Origin of the sequence: Sphingomonas sp. Leaf67 (assembly GCF_001421965.1) — a bacterium.
GTDB lineage: Bacteria > Pseudomonadota > Alphaproteobacteria > Sphingomonadales > Sphingomonadaceae > Sphingomonas.
In genome coordinates this window covers 194,090-214,861 of the sequence record NZ_LMLP01000024.1, presented here as the reverse complement: position 1 = coordinate 214,861, position 20,772 = coordinate 194,090, and the positions used below count along the sequence as shown (strand labels likewise).

Sequence of the window (20,772 nt, the reverse complement as noted above, 5' to 3'; positions counted from 1 at the left end):
CGCCCTGCGCTGCGAGAAAACCATCACCGCTTTCATGGGCTTCGTTCATCTCGCGTGCGCCATGATCTGGCTGCGCTAAATGCAGACACCGCCTAGGGCCGATCGACCTTCAGCGAGAACCACGGAATTTCGTCATTCCCGCGCAGGCGGGAATCCATAGACGCCTACGGTTTGGCTGGATCCGCGACGCTGGCGTCTATGGACTCCCGCCTGCGCGGGAGTGACGAGAGGTAATGGAACGCTATTCCTCCGCCCAGCGAACTGAATGTCGATCCCGTCTAGAGGCTGTTTGGAAACGTGCTGCGGCGCGTTTTCAAACAGCCTCTAACGCTCATCGCCGGCGCGATAACTCGCGCATGGCGGCGTCCAGCCCGTCGAGGGTCAGCGGGTACATCCGATCGGCGAACAGGTCGCGGATCAACTGCGTCGAGTGCGACCATTGCCAATGATCCAGCGGCGTTGGATTGATCCACGCGGCCGATCGCCAATGGGCGGTCAGGCGTTGCAGCCAGACCGCGCCGGCTTCGGCATTGGCGTGTTCGACCGATCCGCCGGGTTGCAGGACCTCGTAGGGGCTCATCGCCGCGTCGCCGACCACGATGAGGCGGTAGTCCGGGCCATAGGTCCGCAGCAGGTCGGCGGTCGCGACCTGTTCAGTCCAGCGACGGCGATTGTCGCGCCAGACGCCTTCGTAAATGCAGTTGTGGAAATAGAAGAAGTCGAGATGCCGGAATTCGGCAGTGGCGGCGGAGAACAGCTCCTCGACCTGCTCGACGAACGGGTCCATCGATCCACCGACATCGAGGAACAGCAACAGTTTGACGGCATTGCGCCGTTCCGGCCGCATCGCAACGTCGAGAAAGCCGCGTCGCGCCGTTCCCGCGATCGTCGCATCGAGATCGAGTTCGTCGGCGGCCCCTTCGCGGGCGAAGCGTCGCAGGCGACGAAGCGCGACCTTCAGGTTGCGGGTGCCGAGTTCGCGCGCGTTGTCGAGGTTGCGAAACTCGCGCCGTTCCCAAACCTTGACCGCGCGGCGATGGCGACTCTCTCCGCCGATCCGGACGCCTTCGGGATTATAGCCGCCATGGCCGAACGGACTGGTGCCGCCGGTACCGATCCATTTCGATCCGCCTTCATGCCGTTCGTGCTGTTCGGCCAGCCGTTGCCGCAACCGGTCCATGAGTGCGTTCCAGTCGCCGGTCGCCGCGACCTTCGCCATGTCTTCGGGTGACAGATAGCGTTCGGCGATGCGCCGCAGCCATTCGTCGGGCAGCGGGACCGGACCGACGCCGGCCGTGCCATCGATACCGGCAAAGGCCTGTCCGAACACCCGGTCGAACCGGTCGATCAAGCTCTCGTCCTTGATGAAGGTTGTGCGGGCAAGGTGATAGAAGCTGTCCAGCGTCCGGTCGATCACGCCGCGCTCGATCGCTTCGAGCAGGACCAGATGCTCGCGGATGCTGACCGCGATGCCGGCAGTGCGCAGCGCCTCGACGAACGAATGGAACATGGTCGATGTCTTAGAGCATGACCGGACCATGTTGAACCACCGTCATCGCCCTGCGGGCGACCGCTGCTCGGCGGGCTGCTGTCGACGTGATGCTGCGTTGCTCGTCGGTTACGATGCTTTGGCATCGCTCCCTCCTCGCGCCTTGCCGCACGCCGAAATCACCGCCGTGCCGATGATCCAACATGGTCCGGTCATGCTCTAGCGCGATCGGGCGTAAAGGCGCCAGTGGCTGCCCGACACGCCGTTCGGGTCGCCGCGCGCGATCTCCTCGAATTGCCGGCCGCAATGGACGAGCGGATCGGGGAAGCGGTTGCCGCCATCGCGTTCGATAAAGCGAAACGGGGCGCAGCGGCTGTCGTCGATGGTCAGTCGATAGCCGCGCGACCGTGCGGCGGCGATCAGGATCGCGGTCGAACGCGACAGTGCGACGGAGACCCGTGCCCCGCCCGGTCCCACCTCGATCAGCTTCGAAACCGCCTGACCGGGGTCTCCCCGCAAATTGGCCACCAGCGCGCCGTCCCGTTCTATCGCTGTCCAGACGAAGAGAGCGCCGGCGATCAGCACGGGCAGACGCCATACGCCCCGCCTCGCCCACAGGACGGGCAGGGTGCTGGCTGCCGACAGGAGCAAGGGTGGAACGGCGACGATATAGTAACGCGACGCGCCGCTGTTCGGCAGCGCGAGCAGCGCAACCGTCAACGGCAGTGCGATTGCCGTCAGCAGGACGAGGCCGGTGAACCGGTCGCGGACGAACCAGCCGGCGATCGCGATCACCGGGGCGATGACCCACAGCCCGCAACTCCATGTCCACAGCTGTTCGAGGCCGGTCAGCATCTTCCAGTCGTCATGCGGTTCGCGTGCACCGAACTGGAACCCGGTCCTGCTGGTCGCGGCAGCCGTCCATGCGATGGCGATCAGCAGCATGACCGCGATCGCGGCCGGGATGAACAGGCGGGCGGTGTCGCGTACCGCGCATCGCCACCCCGCCGCGCGCCAACGCCCTATCGCAACCCATGGACCGAGCGCGGCGAGGGCGAAGAACATCGTCGCCTGTGACAGGCACCCGAAGATCGCCGCCAGCGCGATGGCGGTCGTCGGTGGTCGGGCGGCAGGATCGGCTAGCCAGCGGTCGGCGACGCCGATCGCTGCGACCCAGGCAAGCAGCATCGGCGCATAGCCGCGTGCTTCCGATCCGAAGGTCACCAGAAACGGCGAAACGGCAAAGGCAACCGCGGCAAGAATTGCCGACGCCCGGCCCCGTCGCAGCGCGATCGCGGCGGCCAGCGCAATGGTTGCGCTCCCGGTGATGATCGACAGGGCACGCTGCAGCAGTGGCGGGGCGCCGCTACCTACCCATTGCAGCCACAGGCTGTTGAGATGATGGTTGTTGTCGTGGTTGATCCCGACGAACACCCCGGCGGGGGTCCCCACGTCCTGCGCGGTCACCGCCGACCATGCCTCGTCGAGCCACAAGCCGCCCCGCGCGGCGAGAATGCGCAGGATCAGGCCGGCAATGGTGATGAGCGCGACCGCCGTCCAGACGCCGCGCTGCTCCCCGCTCGTCATCGCGGGCGCGACGCGCTCAACGGCCGTAGGCGTCGATCAGCGACCCGACATAATCGGGTGCGTTGCCGCCCAGTTCGGCAGCGGGGCGGGGGCCGTAGATGAAGCCGTGCGTCGGGTATTCCGAACCACCCAGTTCCTGCGTATCCCGATACCAGACCTTCACCCGCGTCCAGTCCCCTTTCGCGGAAACGTCGAACACGGTGACATCCTGCTCGACGCCGCCGCGCACGCCGTTGATCCGCGACCAGTTCGCATGGGTGACCATGGCGACGCGCGGTTCGACGACGTGGCTGATGACGAGGACATGGCCGAGCGGCAGGCGGTCGGTCTTGGCGAAGGCGAGAACGGCACCGACCTTCGGCCTGTGCCCGCGCGGATAGCGGCCGTCCGCCTGATCCCACCACGTCCAGGCGTCGCCATAGATTTCGACGCCCGACGCCGCCCGCGCAAACGGAACGCATTGCCCGACATAGTCGAGCAGCGAACGCGCGCCGACCGGCACGCTGACGATGGCGGCAAAGGCGAGGAGCAGCGTGCCCCGGAGAAGCGAACCGAACATGATGACGATCCTGCCGAACGATGGTCGCCAATTGATGAGCGAACATGGTTACCGGATCGTCAAGGCCACGCAACCCCCTGCGCGATCAGCCGCCCTTGCGCCGATGCAGAAACGCCAGCCGTTCGAACAGCATCACATCCTGTTCGTTCTTCAGAAGTGCGCCGTGCAGCGGCGGGATCGCCCGGGCCGGATCGTGCGATGCCAGCACTTCCAGCGGCATGTCGTCGTGCAGCAGCAGCTTCAGCCAGTCGAGCAGTTCGCTGGTCGACGGTTTCTTCTTCAATCCCGGCGTCTCGCGTACCGCGAAGAACAGGTCGAGCGCGCGGTTGACCAGCAACGTCTGGATCCCCGGGAAATGCACGTCGATGATCGCCTGCATCGTCACGCGGTCGGGAAAGCGGATATAGTGGAAGAAGCAGCGGCGCAGGAATGCGTCGGGCAGTTCCTTCTCGTTGTTCGACGTGATGACGACGATCGGCCGTTCGCGGGCCGTTACCCGCTCGCCGGTTTCGTACACGTCGAACGCCATTCGATCGAGTTCATGGAGCAGATCGTTGGGGAATTCGATGTCGGCCTTGTCGACCTCATCGATCAACAGCACCGGCAGGGTCGGGCTGACGAACGCCTCCCATAATTTCCCGTGGCGGATATAGTTGGCGATGTCGTGGACGCGGGGATCGCCCAATTGTCCGTCGCGCAGCCGCGCCACCGCGTCATATTCGTACAACCCCTGCTGCGCGCGGGTAGTCGACTTGACGTTCCATTCGATCAGCGGGGCACCGATCGCGCGGGCGATCTCCTGCGCCAATACCGTCTTGCCGGTGCCCGGTTCGCCCTTCACCAGCAACGGCCGGCGCAGCATCACCGCGGCATTGACCGCGACCTTCAGATCGTCGGTCGCGACATAGCCCCTGGTTCCCTCGAACCGCATCGCCTGTTCATGACTCATGGCCAAGCGTTACGGACAGATGCTGTCGAACGCTAGCCGCGGCTTTCCGCGCGCGCGGCGATCAGATCCCACAGGCCGCGATGCTGTGCCAGCAATTGCTGGATGCCGAAGGTCATCGCGCGTTCGACCGCTGCGTTCATGGCGACCGCTTCGATCACCTGCCGGGTCTGCGCAGGCGAGGGCAGGGTGCAGGGAATGACGTCAATCCCCATCCGCTCGGCGGCGGCATCGATTGGACGGCGGATCACCGGCCAGTCGAGGGTGACCGCGATCGCGGCGCCCAGCGCGCAGCCGGGTCGAACCGACCGCGACAGCAGGTCGATAGCGTTGCGCTGCGTCGCCAGCGCCGCCTCCGTCGCGGCCTGACCGGGGGTGCCCGGCGGCGGTCCCGCAGCGGCGGCGACCCGGATCAGATAGGCGCGTTCCTCGACGAATGCAGCGCCGGCATGCGCCAGCCAGTCTTCCGCCGCCGGGTTGTTGGTGGCGCTGCTCGCCAGATCGACCACGCCCGGATGCCGTCCATGCAACGTGCACAGTTGATGCAACGCATCGGCGATGTCGCGTACGGAGACGCCGGCATGCGCCAGCCGTTCCGGTGTGGCGTGTGTACTGCTTCCATCGGCATGAACGATCTGCGCGAGCTTATAGGCTACCCCGCTGTCATTCGTGTCGTTCGCAATCGCAACTATCACCGACGGCCCCCATTCTCGTCTGACCGGGTAATCCCCCGCTCGACCGATGGTATGCCCGCAAGAGATAACTCAAGCGCGTAGGAACAGGGTTTCCAGCACTTTAACCGCGCTTAACGCCGCTATGCGGCTTCGGTCTGCCGCCGAAACGAAACGCCCCGGCGCTGGTGAAGCGTCGGGGCGGAGTAAGCTACTGGTCGAGGAAGGACCGCATTTTCCGGCTACGGCTCGGATGTTTCAGCTTGCGCAGCGCCTTCGCCTCGATCTGACGAATACGTTCGCGGGTCACGCTGAACTGCTGTCCGACCTCTTCGAGCGTGTGGTCGGTGTTCATGCCGATCCCGAAACGCATGCGCAGCACGCGTTCTTCGCGCGGGGTCAGGCTGGCTAGGACGCGGGTGACCGTTTCCTTCAGGTTCGCCTGGATCGCGGCATCGACCGGGATGATCGCATTCTTGTCCTCGATGAAGTCGCCGAGATGCGAATCTTCCTCGTCGCCGATCGGCGTTTCGAGGCTGATCGGCTCCTTGGCGATCTTCATCACCTTGCGAACCTTCTCGAGCGGCATCGACAGCCGTTCGGCCATTTCCTCCGGCGTCGGTTCGCGGCCCTGTTCGTGCAGGAACTGGCGGCTGGTGCGCACCAGCTTGTTGATCGTCTCGATCATATGCACCGGGATGCGGATCGTCCGCGCCTGATCGGCGATCGAGCGGGTGATCGCCTGCCGGATCCACCACGTCGCATAGGTGCTGAACTTGTAACCGCGACGATATTCGAACTTATCGACCGCCTTCATCAACCCGATATTCCCCTCCTGGATCAGGTCGAGGAATTGCAGGCCGCGATTGGTGTATTTCTTGGCGATCGAGATGACGAGGCGCAGATTGGCCTCGACCATTTCCTTCTTGGCGATCCGCGCCTCGCGCTCGCCCTTCTGGACCATGTTGACGATGCGCCGGAACTCGCCCAGCGCCATGCCGGTCTGCTGGGCGATCTCGGCAATCTCGGTGCGGATGCGATCGACCGCAGCGCCTTCGTTGTCGACGAACGCCTTCCACTTCTTGTCGATCGTCGCGACCGACGTCAGCCACTGTTCGTCCAGTTCGTGATCGACATAACTGTCGAGGAACGCCTTGCGCGGCACCTTGTGACGCTCGGCCAGACGCAGCATCTGCCCGCCCAGCGCGGTCAGGCGCCGGTTATAGGCGTATAGCTGATCGACCAGATATTCGATCTTCGCCTGATGGAACTGGACGCTTTCGACCTCGGCCGTCAGCTCCTCGCGCAGCTTCTGATACTTGCGCTCCTCGGCATTGCTCAGGCCATCGCCGGTCGCCATCGCGTCGAGACGCTGCGACTGCATCTTCGAGAATTTCTTGAAGATCGCGGTGATGTTGGCGAACTTCTCCAGGGCCTGAGGCTTGAGCTGCTCTTCCATCTGGGCGAGACTGAGGGTGTTGTCCTCCTCGTCGTCGTCGCTCGGCCGGGGCGCACGGCGTTCGCCATCCTCGTCCTCGTCGACCGACGGTTCCTCGGGCTCTTCCTCTTCCTTGAAGCTGGGACCGGCATTCTTCGACGAAATCTCGCCATTGTCGTCGGCGTCCTCGTCGTCGGACAGCGATTCCGGGGCGGGATCCTTCGACAGCATGGCGTCGAGATCTAGGATCTCGCGCAACTGCATCGTGCCTTCGTTGAGTGCCGTCGACCAGCCGATGATCGCGTTGAACGTGATCGGCGATTCACACAGGCCGAAGATCATCGTGTCGCGACCGGCCTCGATCCGCTTGGCGATGGCGATTTCGCCTTCGCGGCTGAGCAGTTCGACCGCGCCCATCTCGCGCAGATACATCCGCACCGGGTCATCGGTGCGGTCGACGGTTTCCTTTTTCTTGACCGGTTCGAAAGCTGCGGAAGCCTCGTCCTGTTCGGCGGCGCTGTCGTCGGCGTCGTCGTCTTCCTGTTTCGCGCGTTCCTCGCCTTCGCCGTCCTCGCCCGCGTCCTCATTCTCGACGACGTTGACGCCCATGTCGTTCAGCGCCGACATGATGTCCTCGATCTGCTCCGAGGTCATCTGATCCTGCGGCAGCATTTCGTTCAGCTGGTCGACGGTGATGTAGCCGCGCTTCTTCGCGCGGGCGACCAGCTTCTTGATCGACCCTTCGTTCAGGTCGATCAGCGGCGCGTCGCCGGTATCGATCGTGTCGTCGCCGCCACCATTCGCCTTGGCCATCAATAACCCTCAGAAATTTACGCAGCGCGTCTGCCCAGCGCTATTTTACCCGTTGTCTTCGTCCGACACCGTACCTTTTGCAAGCCAAGAGCGCGCATTCCGGCGGTTCGATCGTGGATTTCGGGCAATTCTAAGACGGCGATATGGGAAACGGCGGCGAGGGATCAAGCCGCCTCGTCCAGTTCCTCCATCCAGCTGCGGATACGCGCCTGCACGGCGGCATGGTCGGACCGGGCCTGTTGATACTCGGCAAAGGTCCGTTCGGTCGTTTCCTGTCGGCACCGTTCGGCGGCCGCATTCTCGGCACGGCGACAGGCCTGCTCGTCGACCAGGATCTGGATCACGCGCAACAGGTCGGTCTCGGCCGTTTCCCGCTCGGCGTCGCGCAGCCAGAAGGTGAAGGCGAGGTCGGTTTCCCTGTTCCGCCGCGCCATGTCGACCAGCTGCCGGTCGGCGGCAATCGTGTCGGTCAGCAGGCTTTCGCTCAGGTCGCTGCGATAGATGGCAAGGTCGATCAAGTGGTTGCGCCAACGCTGCAACTGCTGGTTCTTGATCGGCAGTTGGGCGATCAGCTCGCAATAGCGGGTGAGCACGTCGACATGCTGCATCAGCCCCATCAGCACCGCACGCTGGAACGCGAAGACCAGATCGACTTCCTTGACGTTCGCCGCCGCCGCCATGTCGTTGGCGACGATCCGCAGGCGGCGGTCCTTGGCACCGAACAACGCGAAGAACTGGTCCTTGAACGTCCGGAAATATTCGCGGCGAATGCCTTCGTGGGTGATCGTGCCGGCAAGGCGCGCGAGTTCATGCTCGAACGCTGCCCGCTCATCGGGACCCGCCCCGGGCGGCAATGTCGCCAGTTCCAGCCGCCACAGGAAATCGGACAGCGATTCGCGGCGTGCGAGCAAATCCTCGAACGCCTGCGGCCCTTCCGCGCGGACCAGATCGTCGGGGTCCATGCCGTCGGGAATGGTGACGATCGAGATGCTCTTGCCCGGTTGCAGCAACGGCAGCGCGCGTTCGGCCGCACGGCGCGCCGCCTTAATTCCCGCGGCATCGCCGTCGAAACACAGGATCGGCACGTCCGCCATCCGCCACAGCCGTTCGAGCTGATGCTCGGTCAGCGCGGTGCCGAGCGGGGCCACGACCTCATCGAAACCGGCCTGCGCCAGCGCGATGACGTCCATATAGCCCTCGACCGCGATGACGCGCTTGCGGCTACGCGCGGCCGTCTGTGCCCGGTCGATATTGTAGAGGGTGCGCCCCTTGTCGAAGAGCGGCGTTTCGGGCGAGTTCAGATATTTCGGCTCGCCATCGCCGAGGATGCGCCCGCCGAACGCGATGGTCCGTCCGCGCGCATCGCGGATCGGGATCATCAGCCGCCCGCGGAACCGGTCATACGGCTCCTTGCCCTCGACCGAGATCAGCATCCCCGATTCGACCAGCATCGGATCGCCGTACGACGCCAGTGCCGCCTTCAACCGTCCGCGCGCATCGGGCGCGAAGCCCATGCCGAAGGCGCGCGCCGTTTCCGCCTTGATGCCGCGCTTGACCAGCGCGTCGCGGGCGATGCCGCCTTCGTCGCCGAGCCGGTCGGCGAACCAGGTTTGCGCATCGGCCATCAATTCGTGCAGGCCCTTGGCGCGTTCCGCCTGCCTGGCTGACCGTGCATCCTGCGCCGGCATTTCAAGGCCGGCGGCGGCGGCCAGTTCCTTCACCGCGTCGATGAAGGGCAGGCCGCGCTGGTCGGTCATCCAGCGGATGGCATCGCCATGCGCGCCGCAGCCGAAGCAGTGGTAGAAGCCCTTGTCGTCATTGACCCAGAAGCTCGGCGTCTTCTCGGTATGGAACGGGCAGCAGGCCTTGTGCTCGTTGCCCGACCGCTGGAGCTTCACCGACTTGCCGACCAGCGCCGACAGCGTCGTGCGGGTGCGCAACTCGTCGAGGAACTGGGGCGAAAGGGTCATGCCTCTTTATGCCCCGAACGGAACGGGGTCGGCAACCGCTTATGCGTCAGCCCAGCGCCGCCTTCACCGCCGCGCTGGCCTTGCTCATGTCGAGCTCGCTGCCGTGGCGCGACTTCAGCTCGGCCATCACGCGGCCCATGTCCTTCATGCCGGTCGCGCCCAGATCGGCCTTGATCGTCTCGATCGCCGCCGCCGTCTGTGCTTCGTCCATCTGCTGCGGCAGGAAGCGTTCGATGACGGTCACTTCGCGCGCTTCGGCCGCGGCCAGTTCGGGGCGGTTGCCCTTTTCGTACATCTCGATCGATTCGCGGCGTTGCTTGACCATTTTCTGCAGCACCTCGACGACCAGTGCGTCGTCGCTGTCGGGAGCCTTGCCGGTGCGCACCTCGATATCGCGGTTCTTGATCGAGGACTGGATCAGGCGGATCGTGGCCGTGCCTTCCTTGTCGCCGCTTTTCATGGCGGTGACCAGCGCGTCCTTGATGGTGTCGCGAATCATGCGGGTTCCAATGTCGTTCGTTCGGGTAAGCAATCACCCTTAGCCGCAATCGTCCGGCGATCACAGGATTGACGGGGGGCGGGGTTGGGACTAGCCGCCACCGCTTAGCGACATCATCAGATTTACCCAGGAGTGCCCGCCCATCATGGCCGACGCCAAGCCATTCGCCATGCCCGACGGAGCTACGGGTGTTCTGGTCCTTGCCAATGGCGACGTGCTGTGGGGCCGTGGCTTCGGTGCCGAAGGCGCAGCGGTGGGCGAGGTGTGCTTCCACACCGCGATGACCGGCTATCAGGAAATCATGACCGATCCGTCCTTTGCCGGGCAGATCATCACCTTCACCTTTCCGCACATCGGCAATGTCGGCACCAATGTCGATGACGTCGAGGCGAACGATCCGCATGCGCTGGGCATGATCGTCCGCGAGGATGTGACCGAGCCGTCGAATTTCCGGTCGAACGAGCATCTCGATGCGTGGATGGCGCGGCACAACCGGATCGGCCTCGCGGGAATCGACACCCGCGCGCTGACCCGCCGCATCCGGCAGGGCGGCGCGCCGAACGGCGTCATCGCGCATTCGGCGACCGGCGAGTTCGATATTCCCGTGTTGCTGGCACAGGCGCAGGCGTGGCCGGGGCTGGAGGGCATGGACCTTGCCAAGACCGTGTCGTGCGAGACCCATTATGGCTGGGCCGGCGGGGCATGGCATCTGGGCAAGGGCTATGACGACAGCACGGGCGTGGAAGTTGGCGAAGTTGCCACGCAGGCGAACAAGCGTCCGCATGTCGTTGCGATTGATTATGGTAGCAAACGCAATATCTTCCGCAATCTTGTTCACGCCGGTGCTGAAGTAACCGTGCTACCGGCCACCGCGACCTATGAACAGGTCATGGCGGCCAACCCCGACGGCATCTTCCTGTCGAACGGTCCGGGCGATCCCGCCGCGACCGGCGACTATGCGGTGCCGGTGATCCGCCAGTTGCTGGAGACCGGCAAGCCGCTGTTCGGCATCTGCCTTGGCCACCAGTTGCTCGGCCTCGCGCTGGGGGCGAAGACGACCAAGATGCACCAGGGCCATCGCGGCGCGAACCATCCGGTCAAGCGGCTGTCGGACGGGGCGGTCGAGATCACCAGCATGAACCACGGCTTCGCGGTCGAACGCGACAGCCTGCCGGCGAATGTCCGCGAGACGCATGTGTCGCTGTTCGACGGGTCGAATGCCGGCATCGAAGTGGACGGCGGTCGCGCCTTTTCGGTCCAGTATCACCCCGAGGCGTCGCCCGGGCCGCAGGACAGCTTCTATCTGTTCGAGCGGTTCGTCGCGGACATGAGGAAAGTATAGTCGTGCAGGCGACTGTCCCTAACCCGCCGCCCATTATTCTCCAGCGGGCGACACAGGTCGAGCAACCCTCTTGTAAAACGGATCCCTGCCTTCAGGTTCAGGGTCGCTCAATGGTGTTGGTTGGGTGGATCGTCGAAGGATCCAATAGAACACTCGAGGCGCTGCGAGAAAATTTAATCAGAGAGGGTTGGTCGACGTCGCCGCCCTGGAAGGTCGATGGTCATTTTGCTCTTCGAATATATACCACCGGCAAAAGTCCCGCAGAAGCAATGCTTCTCGCAGGGCGCCTGCAATCAGACATATTCGGTCCATACGAGATCAAGTGGATGATGTTTCCTTCAAGGCAGCAAGGGAAGTAGTCACAATGATCATGGCCCATTCCGTAACTCGAATCGATCGTTAATCATGCCAAAACGCACCGACATTTCGTCCATCCTCGTCATCGGCGCGGGGCCGATCGTCATCGGTCAGGCTTGCGAGTTCGATTATTCGGGCGTGCAGGCGATCAAGGCGTTGAAGGAGGAGGGCTATCGCATCGTCCTCGTCAACTCCAACCCCGCCACGATCATGACCGATCCCGATCTGGCCGACGCGACCTATGTCGAGCCGATCACGCCCGCGATCGTCGCCAAGATCATCGAGAAGGAGCGCCCCGATGCGGTGCTGCCGACGATGGGCGGGCAGACCGCGCTGAACACCGCGCTGGCGCTGGCCAATGACGGGACGCTCGAAAAGTTCGGCGTGACGATGATCGGCGCCGATGCCGAGGCGATCGACAAGGCCGAGGACCGCCAGAAGTTCAAGGTCGCGATGGACAAGATCGGCCTCGAATCCGCGCGCAGCCATATCGCGCACAGCGAGACGGAGGCGCTGGCGGGGCTGGAGCATGTCGGGCTGCCGGCGATCATCCGCCCGTCGTTCACGTTGGGCGGGACCGGCGGCGGCGTCGCCTATAACCGCGACGAATTTCTGAAGATCGTCCGCGAAGGGCTGGACGCGTCGCCGACCACCGAGGTGCTGATCGAGGAATCGCTGCTCGGGTGGAAGGAATATGAGATGGAAGTCGTCCGCGACCGCGCGGACAATGCCATCATCGTGTGTTCGATCGAGAATATCGATCCGATGGGCGTCCATACCGGCGATTCGATCACCGTCGCCCCGGCGCTGACGCTGACCGATAAGGAATATCAGATCATGCGCAACGCATCGATCGCGGTACTCCGGGAAATCGGTGTCGAAACAGGTGGTTCGAACGTACAGTTCGCGGTCAATCCGAGGGACGGCCGTCTCATCGTCATCGAGATGAACCCGCGCGTGTCGCGGTCGTCGGCGCTGGCGTCGAAGGCGACCGGCTTCCCGATCGCGAAGGTCGCGGCCAAGCTGGCGGTCGGCTATACGCTCGACGAGATCACCAACGACATTACCGGCGCGACGCCGGCATCGTTCGAACCCACCATCGACTATGTCGTCACCAAGATCCCGCGATTCGCCTTCGAAAAGTTCAAGGGGTCGCAGGCGGTGCTGTCGACGGCGATGAAGTCGGTCGGCGAAGTGATGGCGATCGGCCGCAATATCCACGAATCGATGCAGAAGGCGCTGCGCGGTCTGGAGACCGGACTGTCGGGCTTCAACACCGTCGAACGCCTTGCCGGTGCGCCGCGTGCCGAGATCGAGGCGGCGCTGGCCGTCGCCACGCCCGACCGGCTGCTGGTCGCGGCACAGGCGCTGCGCGAAGGCTTCACCGTCGCCGAAGTCCACGCCATCGCCAAATATGATCCGTGGTTCCTCGAACGCATTGCCGAAATCGTCGCAGCGGAAACCGAAGTTTGCGCCAACGGTCTGCCGCAGGACGCGGCGGGAATGCGTCGGCTGAAATCGATGGGGTTCAGCGACAAGCGGCTGGCGTGGCTGGCGCTGCAATCGGCCAATCTGCGCGGCATGGATCGCGGCATCGCACGCGGATCGGGTCTGATCCACGAGGTCGTCAAGATGATGACCGGCGGCGTGACCGAGGAAGAGGTGCGTCAACATCGCCACAAGCTGGGCGTGCGGCCGGTCTTCAAGCGGATCGACACCTGCGCCGCCGAGTTCGAGGCGAAGACGCCCTATATGTATTCGACCTATGAAGCGCCGACGTTCGGCGAGCCGGAGGACGAAAGCGCGCCGTCGGACGCGCGGAAGATCGTCATCCTCGGCGGCGGTCCGAACCGGATCGGGCAGGGGATCGAGTTCGACTATTGCTGCTGCCATGCCTGCTTCGCGCTGAGCGACGCCGGCTATGAAACCATCATGGTCAACTGCAACCCCGAAACGGTATCGACCGATTACGACACGTCGGACCGGCTGTATTTCGAACCGCTGACCGCTGAGGACGTGCTGGAAATCCTGCATGTCGAAGCGTCGAAGGGCGAGCTGGTCGGGGTGATCGTGCAGTTTGGCGGGCAGACGCCGCTGAACCTTGCCCGCGCGCTCGAAGCGGCCGGTATCCCGATCCTTGGCACCACACCCGATTCGATCGACCTGGCGGAGGACCGCGAGCGGTTCGCCGATCTGGTCACCTCGCTCGGCCTGCTCCAGCCGGCCAATGGGCTGGCGCGCAGCCGCGACGAAGCGGCGGTGATCGCCGAGCGGATCGGCTATCCGGTGCTGATGCGGCCGAGCTATGTGCTGGGCGGGCGGGCGATGGAGATCGTCGATTCGCTGGGGCAGCTCGACGATTATATCCAGACGGCGGTGCAGGTGTCGGGCGATTCGCCGGTCCTGATCGACCAGTATCTGCGTGACGCGATCGAGGTCGATGTCGATGCGATCGCCGATGGTGACGATGTCGTCGTCGCGGGCGTGTTGCAGCATATCGAGGAAGCGGGCGTCCATTCGGGCGACAGCGCGTGTTCGATGCCGCCCTATTCGCTGACCGCCGAGGTCATTGCCGAGATCGAGCGGCAGACGGTGGCGCTGGCCAAGGCGCTCAACGTCAAGGGCCTGATGAATATCCAGTTCGCGGTCAAGGACGGCAACGTCTATCTGATCGAGGTCAATCCGCGTGCCAGCCGCACGGTGCCGTTCGTCGCCAAGGCGATCGGTACCCCGGTCGCCAAGATCGCGGCGCGGGTGATGGCGGGCGAAAAGCTGGCCGACCTGCCGATGATCGACCGCCATATCGACCATGTCGCGGTCAAGGAAGCGGTGTTCCCATGGGGCCGCTTCCCCGGCGTCGATCCGGTACTGTCACCGGAAATGAAGTCGACCGGCGAAGTCATGGGAATCGATAGCGATTTCGCGACCGCCTTTGCCAAGGCGCAGATGGGGGCGAGCATCGTCTTGCCTACCAGTGGCACGGTGTTCGTATCGGTGAAGTCGGGCGACAAGCCGGTGATCCTGCCCGGCGTGCAGTTGCTGGTCGAGATGGGGTTCAAGATCGTCGCGACCGCCGGCACCGCCGATTATCTGGCCGAACATGGCGTGCCCGTCGAACGCGTGAACAAGGTGGCGCAGGGCCGCCCGCATATCGTGGACAAGATCTTCGACGGCGATATCGCGATGATCTTCAACACGACCGAAGGCTGGCAGTCGCTGAAGGACTCCGAATCGATCCGCGCGTCGGCGCAATCGCAGAAGGTGCCGTACTTCACGACCGCTCCCGCCAGCGTGGCGGTGGCGCAGGCCATTCAGGCACTGGCGGCCCGCTCCCTTGAAGTGCGGCCGTTGCAGTCCTATTATTCTTGATCGCACAACTGATCCCCATCAGCGAATAGTTGCGCACGGACGGGCAGGGAGGCCCGGCCGTGTGAGGGGGCTACTTACGAAAAGGGACGCGCGCGCGATGGCGACGGTCGAAAAGATGCCGATGCTGCAAGAAGGCTATGATCGCCTGACGGTGCATCTCAAGCAACTGAAGGTCGAACGGCCGCAGATCATCGACGCGATCGAGGAAGCGCGCGCGCATGGCGATCTGTCGGAAAACGCCGAATATCATGCGGCGAAGGAACGGCAGGGCCAGATCGAGGCGTCGATCGCCGATATCGAGGACAAGCTGTCCCGCGCGCAGGTCATTGATCCGAAGGACCTGTCGGGCGACAAGGTCGTGTTCGGCGCGACCGTCACCCTGCTCGACGAGGACGACAAGGCGGTCACCTACCAGATCGTCGGCCAGACCGAGGCCGATGCCAAGTCGGGCCGCATTTCGTACAACTCGCCGATGGGACGCGCGCTGATCGGGCGCAAGATCGACGACGATGTCGAGGTGACGGTGCCGTCGGGCGACCGGTATTACCAGATCTCGAAGATCGAGTTCATCTAAACGCTCATGTTCGAACGGCGTCCTTCCCCGTCGATCCTGGTGATCGGCGGGTTGATCGCGTGCGTCAGCGCGTGGCTGATCCTGACCGGTGGCGTGTGGAGCGCGGCGATCACGGCGGGCTTCGTGCCGCTGCGAATGACCAGCAATTTCGCGTCGATCGAGGGGTTTGCGCCGTTCGTGCCGGTGTGGCTGACGCCGCTTACCGCCGCGTTCATTCATGACGGGTGGTTGCATCTCGGCTTCAATCTGCTGACTCTCGCCATCGTCGGCACCCCGACGCAGCGCGCGGTCGGGCTACGTGGGGTGTTGGTGCTGTTGCTGGTCGGGGCCTATGCGTCGGTGGCGGCGCAGTGGCTGGCCGGACCAACCTCGCCCGCGCCGATGATCGGGGCGAGCGGTGCGATCTCGGCACTGATCGGGGCCTATGCGCTGCTGTTCGGTGGCGGCAAGGCGAAGGCGATCGGGCCTGTGCCGGCGCACGTCGTCCATGCGCTATGGCTGGGAGCCAGCTGGACGCTGCTCAATCTGGCGATCGGCTGGTCGAGCGCCGGCAGCGACATGCCGGTCGCGGGGGCGGCACATGCCGGCGGGTTCATCGCCGGGATGGTGCTGCTGCGGCCGTTGTTGCGGTGGCGCTGGGGGGTGTGGCGGGTGGCTGAGACCGACTGAGCCGAGTTCGTATCGGTCCCCGTTCCTCACGTCGATCCCGTTGGCTTCGAGCTTGTCGAGAACCGCAGTCGAGAAGACGGTGCCCCGAGTGGGCAAGTTCTCGACGGACGCTTCTCGACAAGCTCGAACCTCCGCTCGAAGCCAACGGGTTAGTAAGCGACCCTTACGCCGCCGGCAGTTCCGGTTCGAGCAGGCGGTGGAGGTGGACCACCACATACTTCATCTCGGCATCGTCGACGGTCCGCTGTGCGGCGGCGCGCCATGCTTTTTCCGCGCTGGCATAGTCGCCGAAGATGCCGACGACGTCGATCGCCTTCAGGTCGGCGAAATCGAGCGTGCGCGGATCGGCGACGCGGCCGCCGAAGACGAGGTGGAGTTTGCTCATGATCGCTCCCGCAGTGCAAAAAAAGATACGCCCCGTCGCATAGCGGACGGAGCGTACCCTTCAACCCATAAACTGGGATTCGTGGCGGAGGTCAGCCCTTGACGGCGGCCTTGCCGCTGTCCTTGGCGGCCTGCACCACCGTGCCAAACGCAGCGCGGAGCTGTTCCTTGGCACCGTCCTTGCTCGGCAGCGCGGCGGTCAGCTGCTCCTTGCCGACGTCGCGTGCCGTTGCGGCAGCGGCGGTGGCTGCCGCCGCCAGCTTCTTGCCGAGCGGGGCGAGCGTTTTCGTCTCCTGCGCGGTGCGCGGCAGCAAGGCACCGACGACGGCACCGAGTGCAAGGCCACCGGCGAGGACCGCGAGCGGATTGGTCTCGATCGTGTCCGATGCGCGCTTGGCGGCGTCATGCGCTGCTTCCGACGCGCGCTGGGCGGCTTCGTGCGCGGCGTCCGAGGCACGCTTTGCGGCGTCGTGGGCGGCGTCGCTAGTGGCGTGGGCGGCGGTCGACGCCTTTTCCTTCAGCGTGTCGATGGTGCCCGCGGTTTCGTGCGGGACGGTCTTGAGTTCGCTCATGATGTCATTCCTTGTTCGGGACGGGCGGGGGCGGGGCGATGGGGGGCGGGGGTGGAGCCTTGCGGAACAGCCGGGCGATGCGCTTGCGGGCGAGCAGGGCGACGAAGCCGGTCGCGATACCGGCGGCCACGCCCGGCCGTTCCATCACGAGGGCGACGCCATCCTCTGCCTTGTCTTTCAGGTCGTCGGCCACGCCCGAGGCGATAGTCGACGGCGACAGGCGATGCTTCGCTTCGGCAAGGCTGGCCTGCAACCGGGCACGCTTGATCAGCGCGTCGGCGCGGGCGGCAGCGAGGGTTGGCGGAATCATCAGCTGTCTCCCAACGGCGCGACAACGCGCTTGAAGCTAGACAACGCGACCTTGGCGAGGATCGCCGCCACGACCAGCGCCACGACGACGACCAGCAACGTGGCCCAGCCCGGCCCCATGATCGGCCGCAGCGACAGGATCGCCCCGACCAGCAAGGCGGTGACCGCCGACAGCGCGATGACCACCGCGCCGACCGCAAGGCCTGCGGCGATGCCGGCCTGCGACCCGCGCGTACTGGCCACCGTCTTCCACAGCGTCACCTCGGCCTTGGCATAGGCCTTCGCGTCCTCAACGACGCGGCCGACAACCGTTCCCAGCCCCTCGTCCCCCATGATCGGGGTCAGCCCTTTACCGAGGGGATGGTGTCGGCATCGGTGCCGGCCTTCACGATGCGCGCCAGCAGGAAGCCGAGTGCTGCGGCGGTGCCGATGGCGACTGCCGGGCTCTTGCGGACGAAATCGCTGGCGTCGGCGATCAGATCGTCGACTTCCTTGCCGCGCAGATTGTCCGAGAAGCCCGAAATGGCCTTGGCCGCCGAGCGGGCATATTGGCCATATTGTTCGCCAAGCTTTTCATCGACGGTACCGGCGGCATCTTCCATCAGCTTCGAGAATTCGTCGAGCGCGCCGGTGGCCCGTGCCTTGCCTTCGTCGGCCAGACCGCGCGCCTTTTCGGTCGCCTTCACCGACAGCTTCGACGCCTCGTCCTTCAGCGTCTGGGTGGTGCTGCCGGTCGAGGTTGCTTCCGAATCGAACGATGTCGTGGCGGCCGGCGTAAATTCGACGGTGCCGCCGGAAGCTGGCTTGAGATCGGCATTGAAGTCGACAGCGGTGTCGCTGGTGGCCGGCGAACCCCCGGTCCTGTTAAAGTCGGTCATAACGAATCCTTTCTTCGTTTCGGAACGATAACCATGCGGCCATGGTCGGGTTCCGTCGTGCGGAGGATTTGCGAGCGGCGGGACGAATGGATAGAGGGGCCGCGACCAAGCCGTTCGCACGGACATAGAAGGAGTCGTTACGTGACCGCAATCATTCAGGTGCATGGCCGCCAGATCCTCGACAGCCGCGGCAATCCGACCGTCGAGGTCGATGTGCTGCTGGAGGATGGCAGCTTCGGCCGCGCCGCGGTCCCGTCGGGCGCGTCGACCGGCGCGCACGAAGCCGTCGAAAAGCGTGACGGCGACAAGAGCGTCTATCTGGGCAAGGGCGTGCTGGGCGCGGTCGAGGCGGTGAACGGCGACATCGCCGAAGCGGTGCTGGGCATGGATGCCGAAGACCAGAGTGACATCGACGAAGCGATGATCCAGCTCGACGGGACCGAGAACAAGGGCCGGCTGGGCGCGAACGCGATTCTCGGCGTCAGCCTGGCGGTTGCCAAGGCGGCGGCGGATGCCCGCGGCCTGCCGCTGTATCGCTATGTCGGCGGCGTGTCGGCGCATCTGCTGCCGGTGCCGATGATGAACATCATCAACGGTGGCGAACATGCCGACAACCCGATCGATTTCCAGGAATTCATGGTCATGCCGGTCGGTGCCGACAGCATCGCCGAAGCGGTCCGGTGCGGTTCGGAAATCTTCCACACGCTGAAGAAGGGCCTGTCCGAAAAGGGTCTCGCCACCTCGGTCGGCGACGAAGGCGGCTTCGCCCCGGCGCTGAGCAGCACGATCGACGCGCTCGACTTCATCATGCAGAGCATCGAGCGCGCGGGTTACAAACCGGGCGAGGACGTGATGCTCGCGCTCGACTGCGCGGCGACCGAATTCTTCAAGGGCGGCCGGTACGAGATGGTCGGAGAGGGCAAGTCGCTTTCCCCGCACGAAATGGCCGATTACCTCGCCGATCTCGCCGCGCGCTATCCGATCCTGTCGATCGAGGACGGCATGGGCGAGGATGATTTCGAAGGCTGGAAGGCGCTGACCGACAAGATCGGCGACAAGGTCCAGCTGGTCGGTGACGATCTGTTCGTCACCAACCCGAAGCGGCTGGCGATGGGTCTGGAACAGGGCCTCGCCAACTCGCTGCTGGTGAAGGTCAACCAGATCGGCACGCTGACCGAAACGTTGGAGGCGGTGAGCCTCGCCCAGCGCAACCGCTATACCGCGGTGATGTCGCACCGGTCGGGCGAGACCGAGGACGCGACGATCGCCGACCTCGCGGTCGCGACCAACTGTGGCCAGATCAAGACGGGTTCGCTGGCGCGCTCGGACCGGCTTGCCAAGTACAACCAGCTGATCCGTATCGAGGAAGAGCTGGCCGGTGCCGCGCGCTATGCGGGGCGTTCGATCCTGCGTTGAGCCGATCGTCCGTCAGCGAAGGGGGCGTCGGTGCGAACCGGCGCCCCTTTTGCGCGGGGTGGCGTCGGCGTATTGTGGTCCGGGCCGCCGGAAGTCCTTCGATAGTGGCTCAGCGTTGCTTTTTCGCGATGGTCGCAGTGAAGTCGGGGTCCTTGTTCGCCACCCAGTCGACGAATTTGCGGACATTCGGATTCGCGAGCAGCGTGTCGACATCCATGCCGGCGCGTTGCAGTTCGGAATTGGTGAAATTGGCCATCAACGTCTGTTGACAGATCGAATGCATCGGCACGACATCGCGTCCGCCCCGGCTTTTGGGGACGGGATGGTGCCAGACGATCGTCTTGCCGGTGGGCCGGCCGCACAGCCAGCAGGGGACGGCGGGGGCCGGTGCATCGTCGCTGTCATCCGTCTGCGGATAGGGATCGTGCCGGTTGTTCTTGCGGGCCATGTCGTTGCCAATCCACCTAACTTCGGTCGCCGTTGCCGACGTGCTTCTCAATCCTGATAGCGTAACAGGTTCGCGAACCCTTCGTTCGCCTTGGTCATCTTCGCGATTTTCCGCAGCTGCGCCCTGACGCCGCGGTCGAATCGCCGGTCGTCGTAGATGCCGGTGATCCGGTATTCGTCCTGCGCCAGCAACGCCTTCACGCGGCCGGCCAAGGCGGCCTGGTCCGTCGTGCAATCGGTGGCGAGCAACGCGCGGCTGACCCATTCCTCCGCTGCGGCCTTGTCATAGTCGCCCTGCGCCTCGTAGCCGCGCCGGTCCGCCGCTGCCTGCTCCAGCTTCGCGGCGGACAGGCGGCTCTCCAGCCAGAGGCGGACCCGGCTTGCGTCCCATGCGGTGGCGGTTGCGTTGCTCATCCTTCTTCCTTCAAACGGGATGCGTTCGCCGCCCCCGGATATGGCCTGTATCGGCAATGCGCGGCGGAT

General features: G+C 64.6%; 20 protein-coding genes. 5 read left to right on the top strand and 15 right to left on the bottom strand.

The window, feature by feature from the left end; genetic code table 11:
• Positions 1 to 331 precede the first annotated feature (331 nt).
• From ASE90_RS17960 to ASE90_RS17925, 8 genes are all read right to left on the bottom strand, one after another.
• A complete protein-coding gene (locus tag ASE90_RS17960; RefSeq protein ID WP_056004142.1) occupies positions 332 to 1,510 on the bottom strand; it encodes a vWA domain-containing protein in 1,179 nt (392 codons plus the stop codon).
• A gap of 198 nt (positions 1,511 to 1,708) precedes the next feature.
• Complete coding sequence (locus ASE90_RS17955) at positions 1,709 to 3,076, bottom strand: hypothetical protein (protein WP_056004139.1); 1,368 nt, start codon at positions 3,074 to 3,076, stop codon at positions 1,709 to 1,711.
• 16 nt (positions 3,077 to 3,092) lie between these two features.
• A complete protein-coding gene (locus ASE90_RS17950; protein ID WP_056004136.1) occupies positions 3,093 to 3,635 on the bottom strand; it encodes a CHAP domain-containing protein in 543 nt (180 codons plus the stop codon).
• An 85-nt stretch (positions 3,636 to 3,720) separates the two neighbouring features.
• Positions 3,721 to 4,566, bottom strand: coding sequence for an AAA family ATPase (locus ASE90_RS17945; RefSeq protein WP_056004208.1), 846 nt, complete (start codon positions 4,564 to 4,566; stop codon positions 3,721 to 3,723).
• A gap of 50 nt (positions 4,567 to 4,616) precedes the next feature.
• Positions 4,617 to 5,276 (bottom strand): DUF6975 family protein, encoded by a 660-nt coding sequence (locus tag ASE90_RS17940; RefSeq protein ID WP_235531941.1) that lies wholly within the window; start codon positions 5,274 to 5,276, stop codon positions 4,617 to 4,619.
• Positions 5,277 to 5,463: 187 nt separating this feature from the next.
• On the bottom strand, positions 5,464 to 7,503 hold the full coding sequence (gene rpoD / locus ASE90_RS17935) for an RNA polymerase sigma factor RpoD (RefSeq protein WP_056004133.1): 2,040 nt from the start codon (positions 7,501 to 7,503) through the stop codon (positions 5,464 to 5,466).
• Positions 7,504 to 7,667: 164 nt separating this feature from the next.
• Complete coding sequence (dnaG, locus tag ASE90_RS17930) at positions 7,668 to 9,473, bottom strand: DNA primase (protein ID WP_056004130.1); 1,806 nt, start codon at positions 9,471 to 9,473, stop codon at positions 7,668 to 7,670.
• A 46-nt stretch (positions 9,474 to 9,519) separates the two neighbouring features.
• Positions 9,520 to 9,972, bottom strand: a complete 453-nt coding sequence (locus ASE90_RS17925) for a GatB/YqeY domain-containing protein (RefSeq protein ID WP_056004127.1) — start codon at positions 9,970 to 9,972, stop codon at positions 9,520 to 9,522.
• A 145-nt stretch (positions 9,973 to 10,117) separates the two neighbouring features.
• Between ASE90_RS17925 and carA the strand changes: the two genes are divergently transcribed.
• The 4 genes from carA to ASE90_RS17905 all read left to right on the top strand — a co-directional run bounded on the left by carA (position 10,118) and on the right by ASE90_RS17905 (position 16,283).
• Positions 10,118 to 11,314 (top strand): glutamine-hydrolyzing carbamoyl-phosphate synthase small subunit, encoded by a 1,197-nt coding sequence (gene carA, locus ASE90_RS17920; RefSeq protein WP_056004123.1) that lies wholly within the window; start codon positions 10,118 to 10,120, stop codon positions 11,312 to 11,314.
• A gap of 405 nt (positions 11,315 to 11,719) precedes the next feature.
• Positions 11,720 to 15,040: a carbamoyl-phosphate synthase large subunit gene (gene carB / locus ASE90_RS17915; protein WP_056004120.1), complete on the top strand. Its 3,321-nt coding sequence runs from the start codon at positions 11,720 to 11,722 to the stop codon at positions 15,038 to 15,040.
• A gap of 97 nt (positions 15,041 to 15,137) precedes the next feature.
• Positions 15,138 to 15,614 carry a transcription elongation factor GreA gene (greA, locus tag ASE90_RS17910; RefSeq protein WP_056004117.1) on the top strand — a complete coding sequence of 159 codons (477 nt, stop codon included), beginning with the start codon at positions 15,138 to 15,140 and terminating at the stop codon, positions 15,612 to 15,614.
• 6 nt (positions 15,615 to 15,620) lie between these two features.
• Positions 15,621 to 16,283: a rhomboid family intramembrane serine protease gene (locus ASE90_RS17905; protein ID WP_056004114.1), complete on the top strand. Its 663-nt coding sequence runs from the start codon at positions 15,621 to 15,623 to the stop codon at positions 16,281 to 16,283.
• Positions 16,284 to 16,446: 163 nt separating this feature from the next.
• On the opposite strand, the gene ASE90_RS17900 is transcribed toward ASE90_RS17905, so the two are convergent.
• The 5 genes from ASE90_RS17900 to ASE90_RS17880 all read right to left on the bottom strand — a co-directional run bounded on the left by ASE90_RS17900 (position 16,447) and on the right by ASE90_RS17880 (position 18,426).
• A complete protein-coding gene (locus ASE90_RS17900; protein WP_056004110.1) occupies positions 16,447 to 16,668 on the bottom strand; it encodes a DUF4170 domain-containing protein in 222 nt (73 codons plus the stop codon).
• A 91-nt stretch (positions 16,669 to 16,759) separates the two neighbouring features.
• The gene (locus ASE90_RS19395) at positions 16,760 to 17,239 is read right to left on the bottom strand and encodes a DUF883 family protein (protein WP_082449920.1); all 480 of its coding nucleotides are present in this window, start codon (positions 17,237 to 17,239) and stop codon (positions 16,760 to 16,762) included.
• 4 nt (positions 17,240 to 17,243) lie between these two features.
• Positions 17,244 to 17,549 (bottom strand): hypothetical protein, encoded by a 306-nt coding sequence (locus ASE90_RS17890; protein ID WP_056004107.1) that lies wholly within the window; start codon positions 17,547 to 17,549, stop codon positions 17,244 to 17,246.
• Positions 17,549 to 17,881, bottom strand: coding sequence for a phage holin family protein (locus ASE90_RS17885; protein WP_056004104.1), 333 nt, complete (start codon positions 17,879 to 17,881; stop codon positions 17,549 to 17,551). The genes ASE90_RS17890 and ASE90_RS17885 overlap by 1 nt, the downstream gene beginning before the upstream one ends.
• Before the next feature lie 8 nt (positions 17,882 to 17,889).
• The gene (locus ASE90_RS17880) at positions 17,890 to 18,426 is read right to left on the bottom strand and encodes a hypothetical protein (protein ID WP_200910939.1); all 537 of its coding nucleotides are present in this window, start codon (positions 18,424 to 18,426) and stop codon (positions 17,890 to 17,892) included.
• Positions 18,427 to 18,567: 141 nt separating this feature from the next.
• Between ASE90_RS17880 and eno the strand changes: the two genes are divergently transcribed.
• Complete coding sequence (gene eno / locus ASE90_RS17875) at positions 18,568 to 19,842, top strand: phosphopyruvate hydratase (RefSeq protein ID WP_056004101.1); 1,275 nt, start codon at positions 18,568 to 18,570, stop codon at positions 19,840 to 19,842.
• A gap of 109 nt (positions 19,843 to 19,951) precedes the next feature.
• Here the strand turns inward: eno and ASE90_RS17870 are convergent, their stop codons facing one another.
• Together ASE90_RS17870 and ASE90_RS17865 are read right to left on the bottom strand one after the other, a co-directional pair.
• Positions 19,952 to 20,290: a hypothetical protein gene (locus ASE90_RS17870; protein WP_056004098.1), complete on the bottom strand. Its 339-nt coding sequence runs from the start codon at positions 20,288 to 20,290 to the stop codon at positions 19,952 to 19,954.
• A gap of 47 nt (positions 20,291 to 20,337) precedes the next feature.
• Entirely contained in the window at positions 20,338 to 20,703 is a 366-nt protein-coding gene (locus tag ASE90_RS17865) for a hypothetical protein (protein ID WP_056004095.1), read from the bottom strand.
• Between the last annotated feature and the right edge of the window lie 69 nt (positions 20,704 to 20,772).

Bases quoted from the DNA above. Each gene is read 5' to 3' on its own strand.
- ASE90_RS17925 (WP_056004127.1), bottom strand. From the start codon at position 9,972: ATGATTCGCGACACCATCAAGGACGCGCTGGTCACCGCCATGAAAAGC.
- rpoD (WP_056004133.1), bottom strand. From the start codon at position 7,503: ATGGCCAAGGCGAATGGTGGCGGCGACGACACGATCGATACCGGCGAC.
- ASE90_RS17880 (WP_200910939.1), bottom strand. From the start codon at position 18,426: ATGACCGACTTTAACAGGACCGGGGGTTCGCCGGCCACCAGCGACACC.
- ASE90_RS17955 (WP_056004139.1), bottom strand. From the start codon at position 3,076: ATGACGAGCGGGGAGCAGCGCGGCGTCTGGACGGCGGTCGCGCTCATC.
- ASE90_RS17905 (WP_056004114.1), top strand. From the start codon at position 15,621: ATGTTCGAACGGCGTCCTTCCCCGTCGATCCTGGTGATCGGCGGGTTG.
- ASE90_RS17945 (WP_056004208.1), bottom strand. From the start codon at position 4,566: ATGCGGTTCGAGGGAACCAGGGGCTATGTCGCGACCGACGATCTGAAG.
- carB (WP_056004120.1), top strand. From the start codon at position 11,720: ATGCCAAAACGCACCGACATTTCGTCCATCCTCGTCATCGGCGCGGGG.
- ASE90_RS17950 (WP_056004136.1), bottom strand. From the start codon at position 3,635: ATGTTCGGTTCGCTTCTCCGGGGCACGCTGCTCCTCGCCTTTGCCGCC.
- ASE90_RS17870 (WP_056004098.1), bottom strand. From the start codon at position 20,290: ATGGCCCGCAAGAACAACCGGCACGATCCCTATCCGCAGACGGATGAC.
- ASE90_RS17900 (WP_056004110.1), bottom strand. From the start codon at position 16,668: ATGAGCAAACTCCACCTCGTCTTCGGCGGCCGCGTCGCCGATCCGCGC.
- ASE90_RS17960 (WP_056004142.1), bottom strand. From the start codon at position 1,510: ATGTTCCATTCGTTCGTCGAGGCGCTGCGCACTGCCGGCATCGCGGTC.
- greA (WP_056004117.1), top strand. From the start codon at position 15,138: ATGGCGACGGTCGAAAAGATGCCGATGCTGCAAGAAGGCTATGATCGC.
- ASE90_RS19395 (WP_082449920.1), bottom strand. From the start codon at position 17,239: ATGAGCGAACTCAAGACCGTCCCGCACGAAACCGCGGGCACCATCGAC.
- ASE90_RS17890 (WP_056004107.1), bottom strand. From the start codon at position 17,549: ATGATTCCGCCAACCCTCGCTGCCGCCCGCGCCGACGCGCTGATCAAG.
- ASE90_RS17885 (WP_056004104.1), bottom strand. From the start codon at position 17,881: ATGGGGGACGAGGGGCTGGGAACGGTTGTCGGCCGCGTCGTTGAGGAC.
- dnaG (WP_056004130.1), bottom strand. From the start codon at position 9,473: ATGACCCTTTCGCCCCAGTTCCTCGACGAGTTGCGCACCCGCACGACG.
- ASE90_RS17865 (WP_056004095.1), bottom strand. From the start codon at position 20,703: ATGAGCAACGCAACCGCCACCGCATGGGACGCAAGCCGGGTCCGCCTC.
- carA (WP_056004123.1), top strand. From the start codon at position 10,118: ATGGCCGACGCCAAGCCATTCGCCATGCCCGACGGAGCTACGGGTGTT.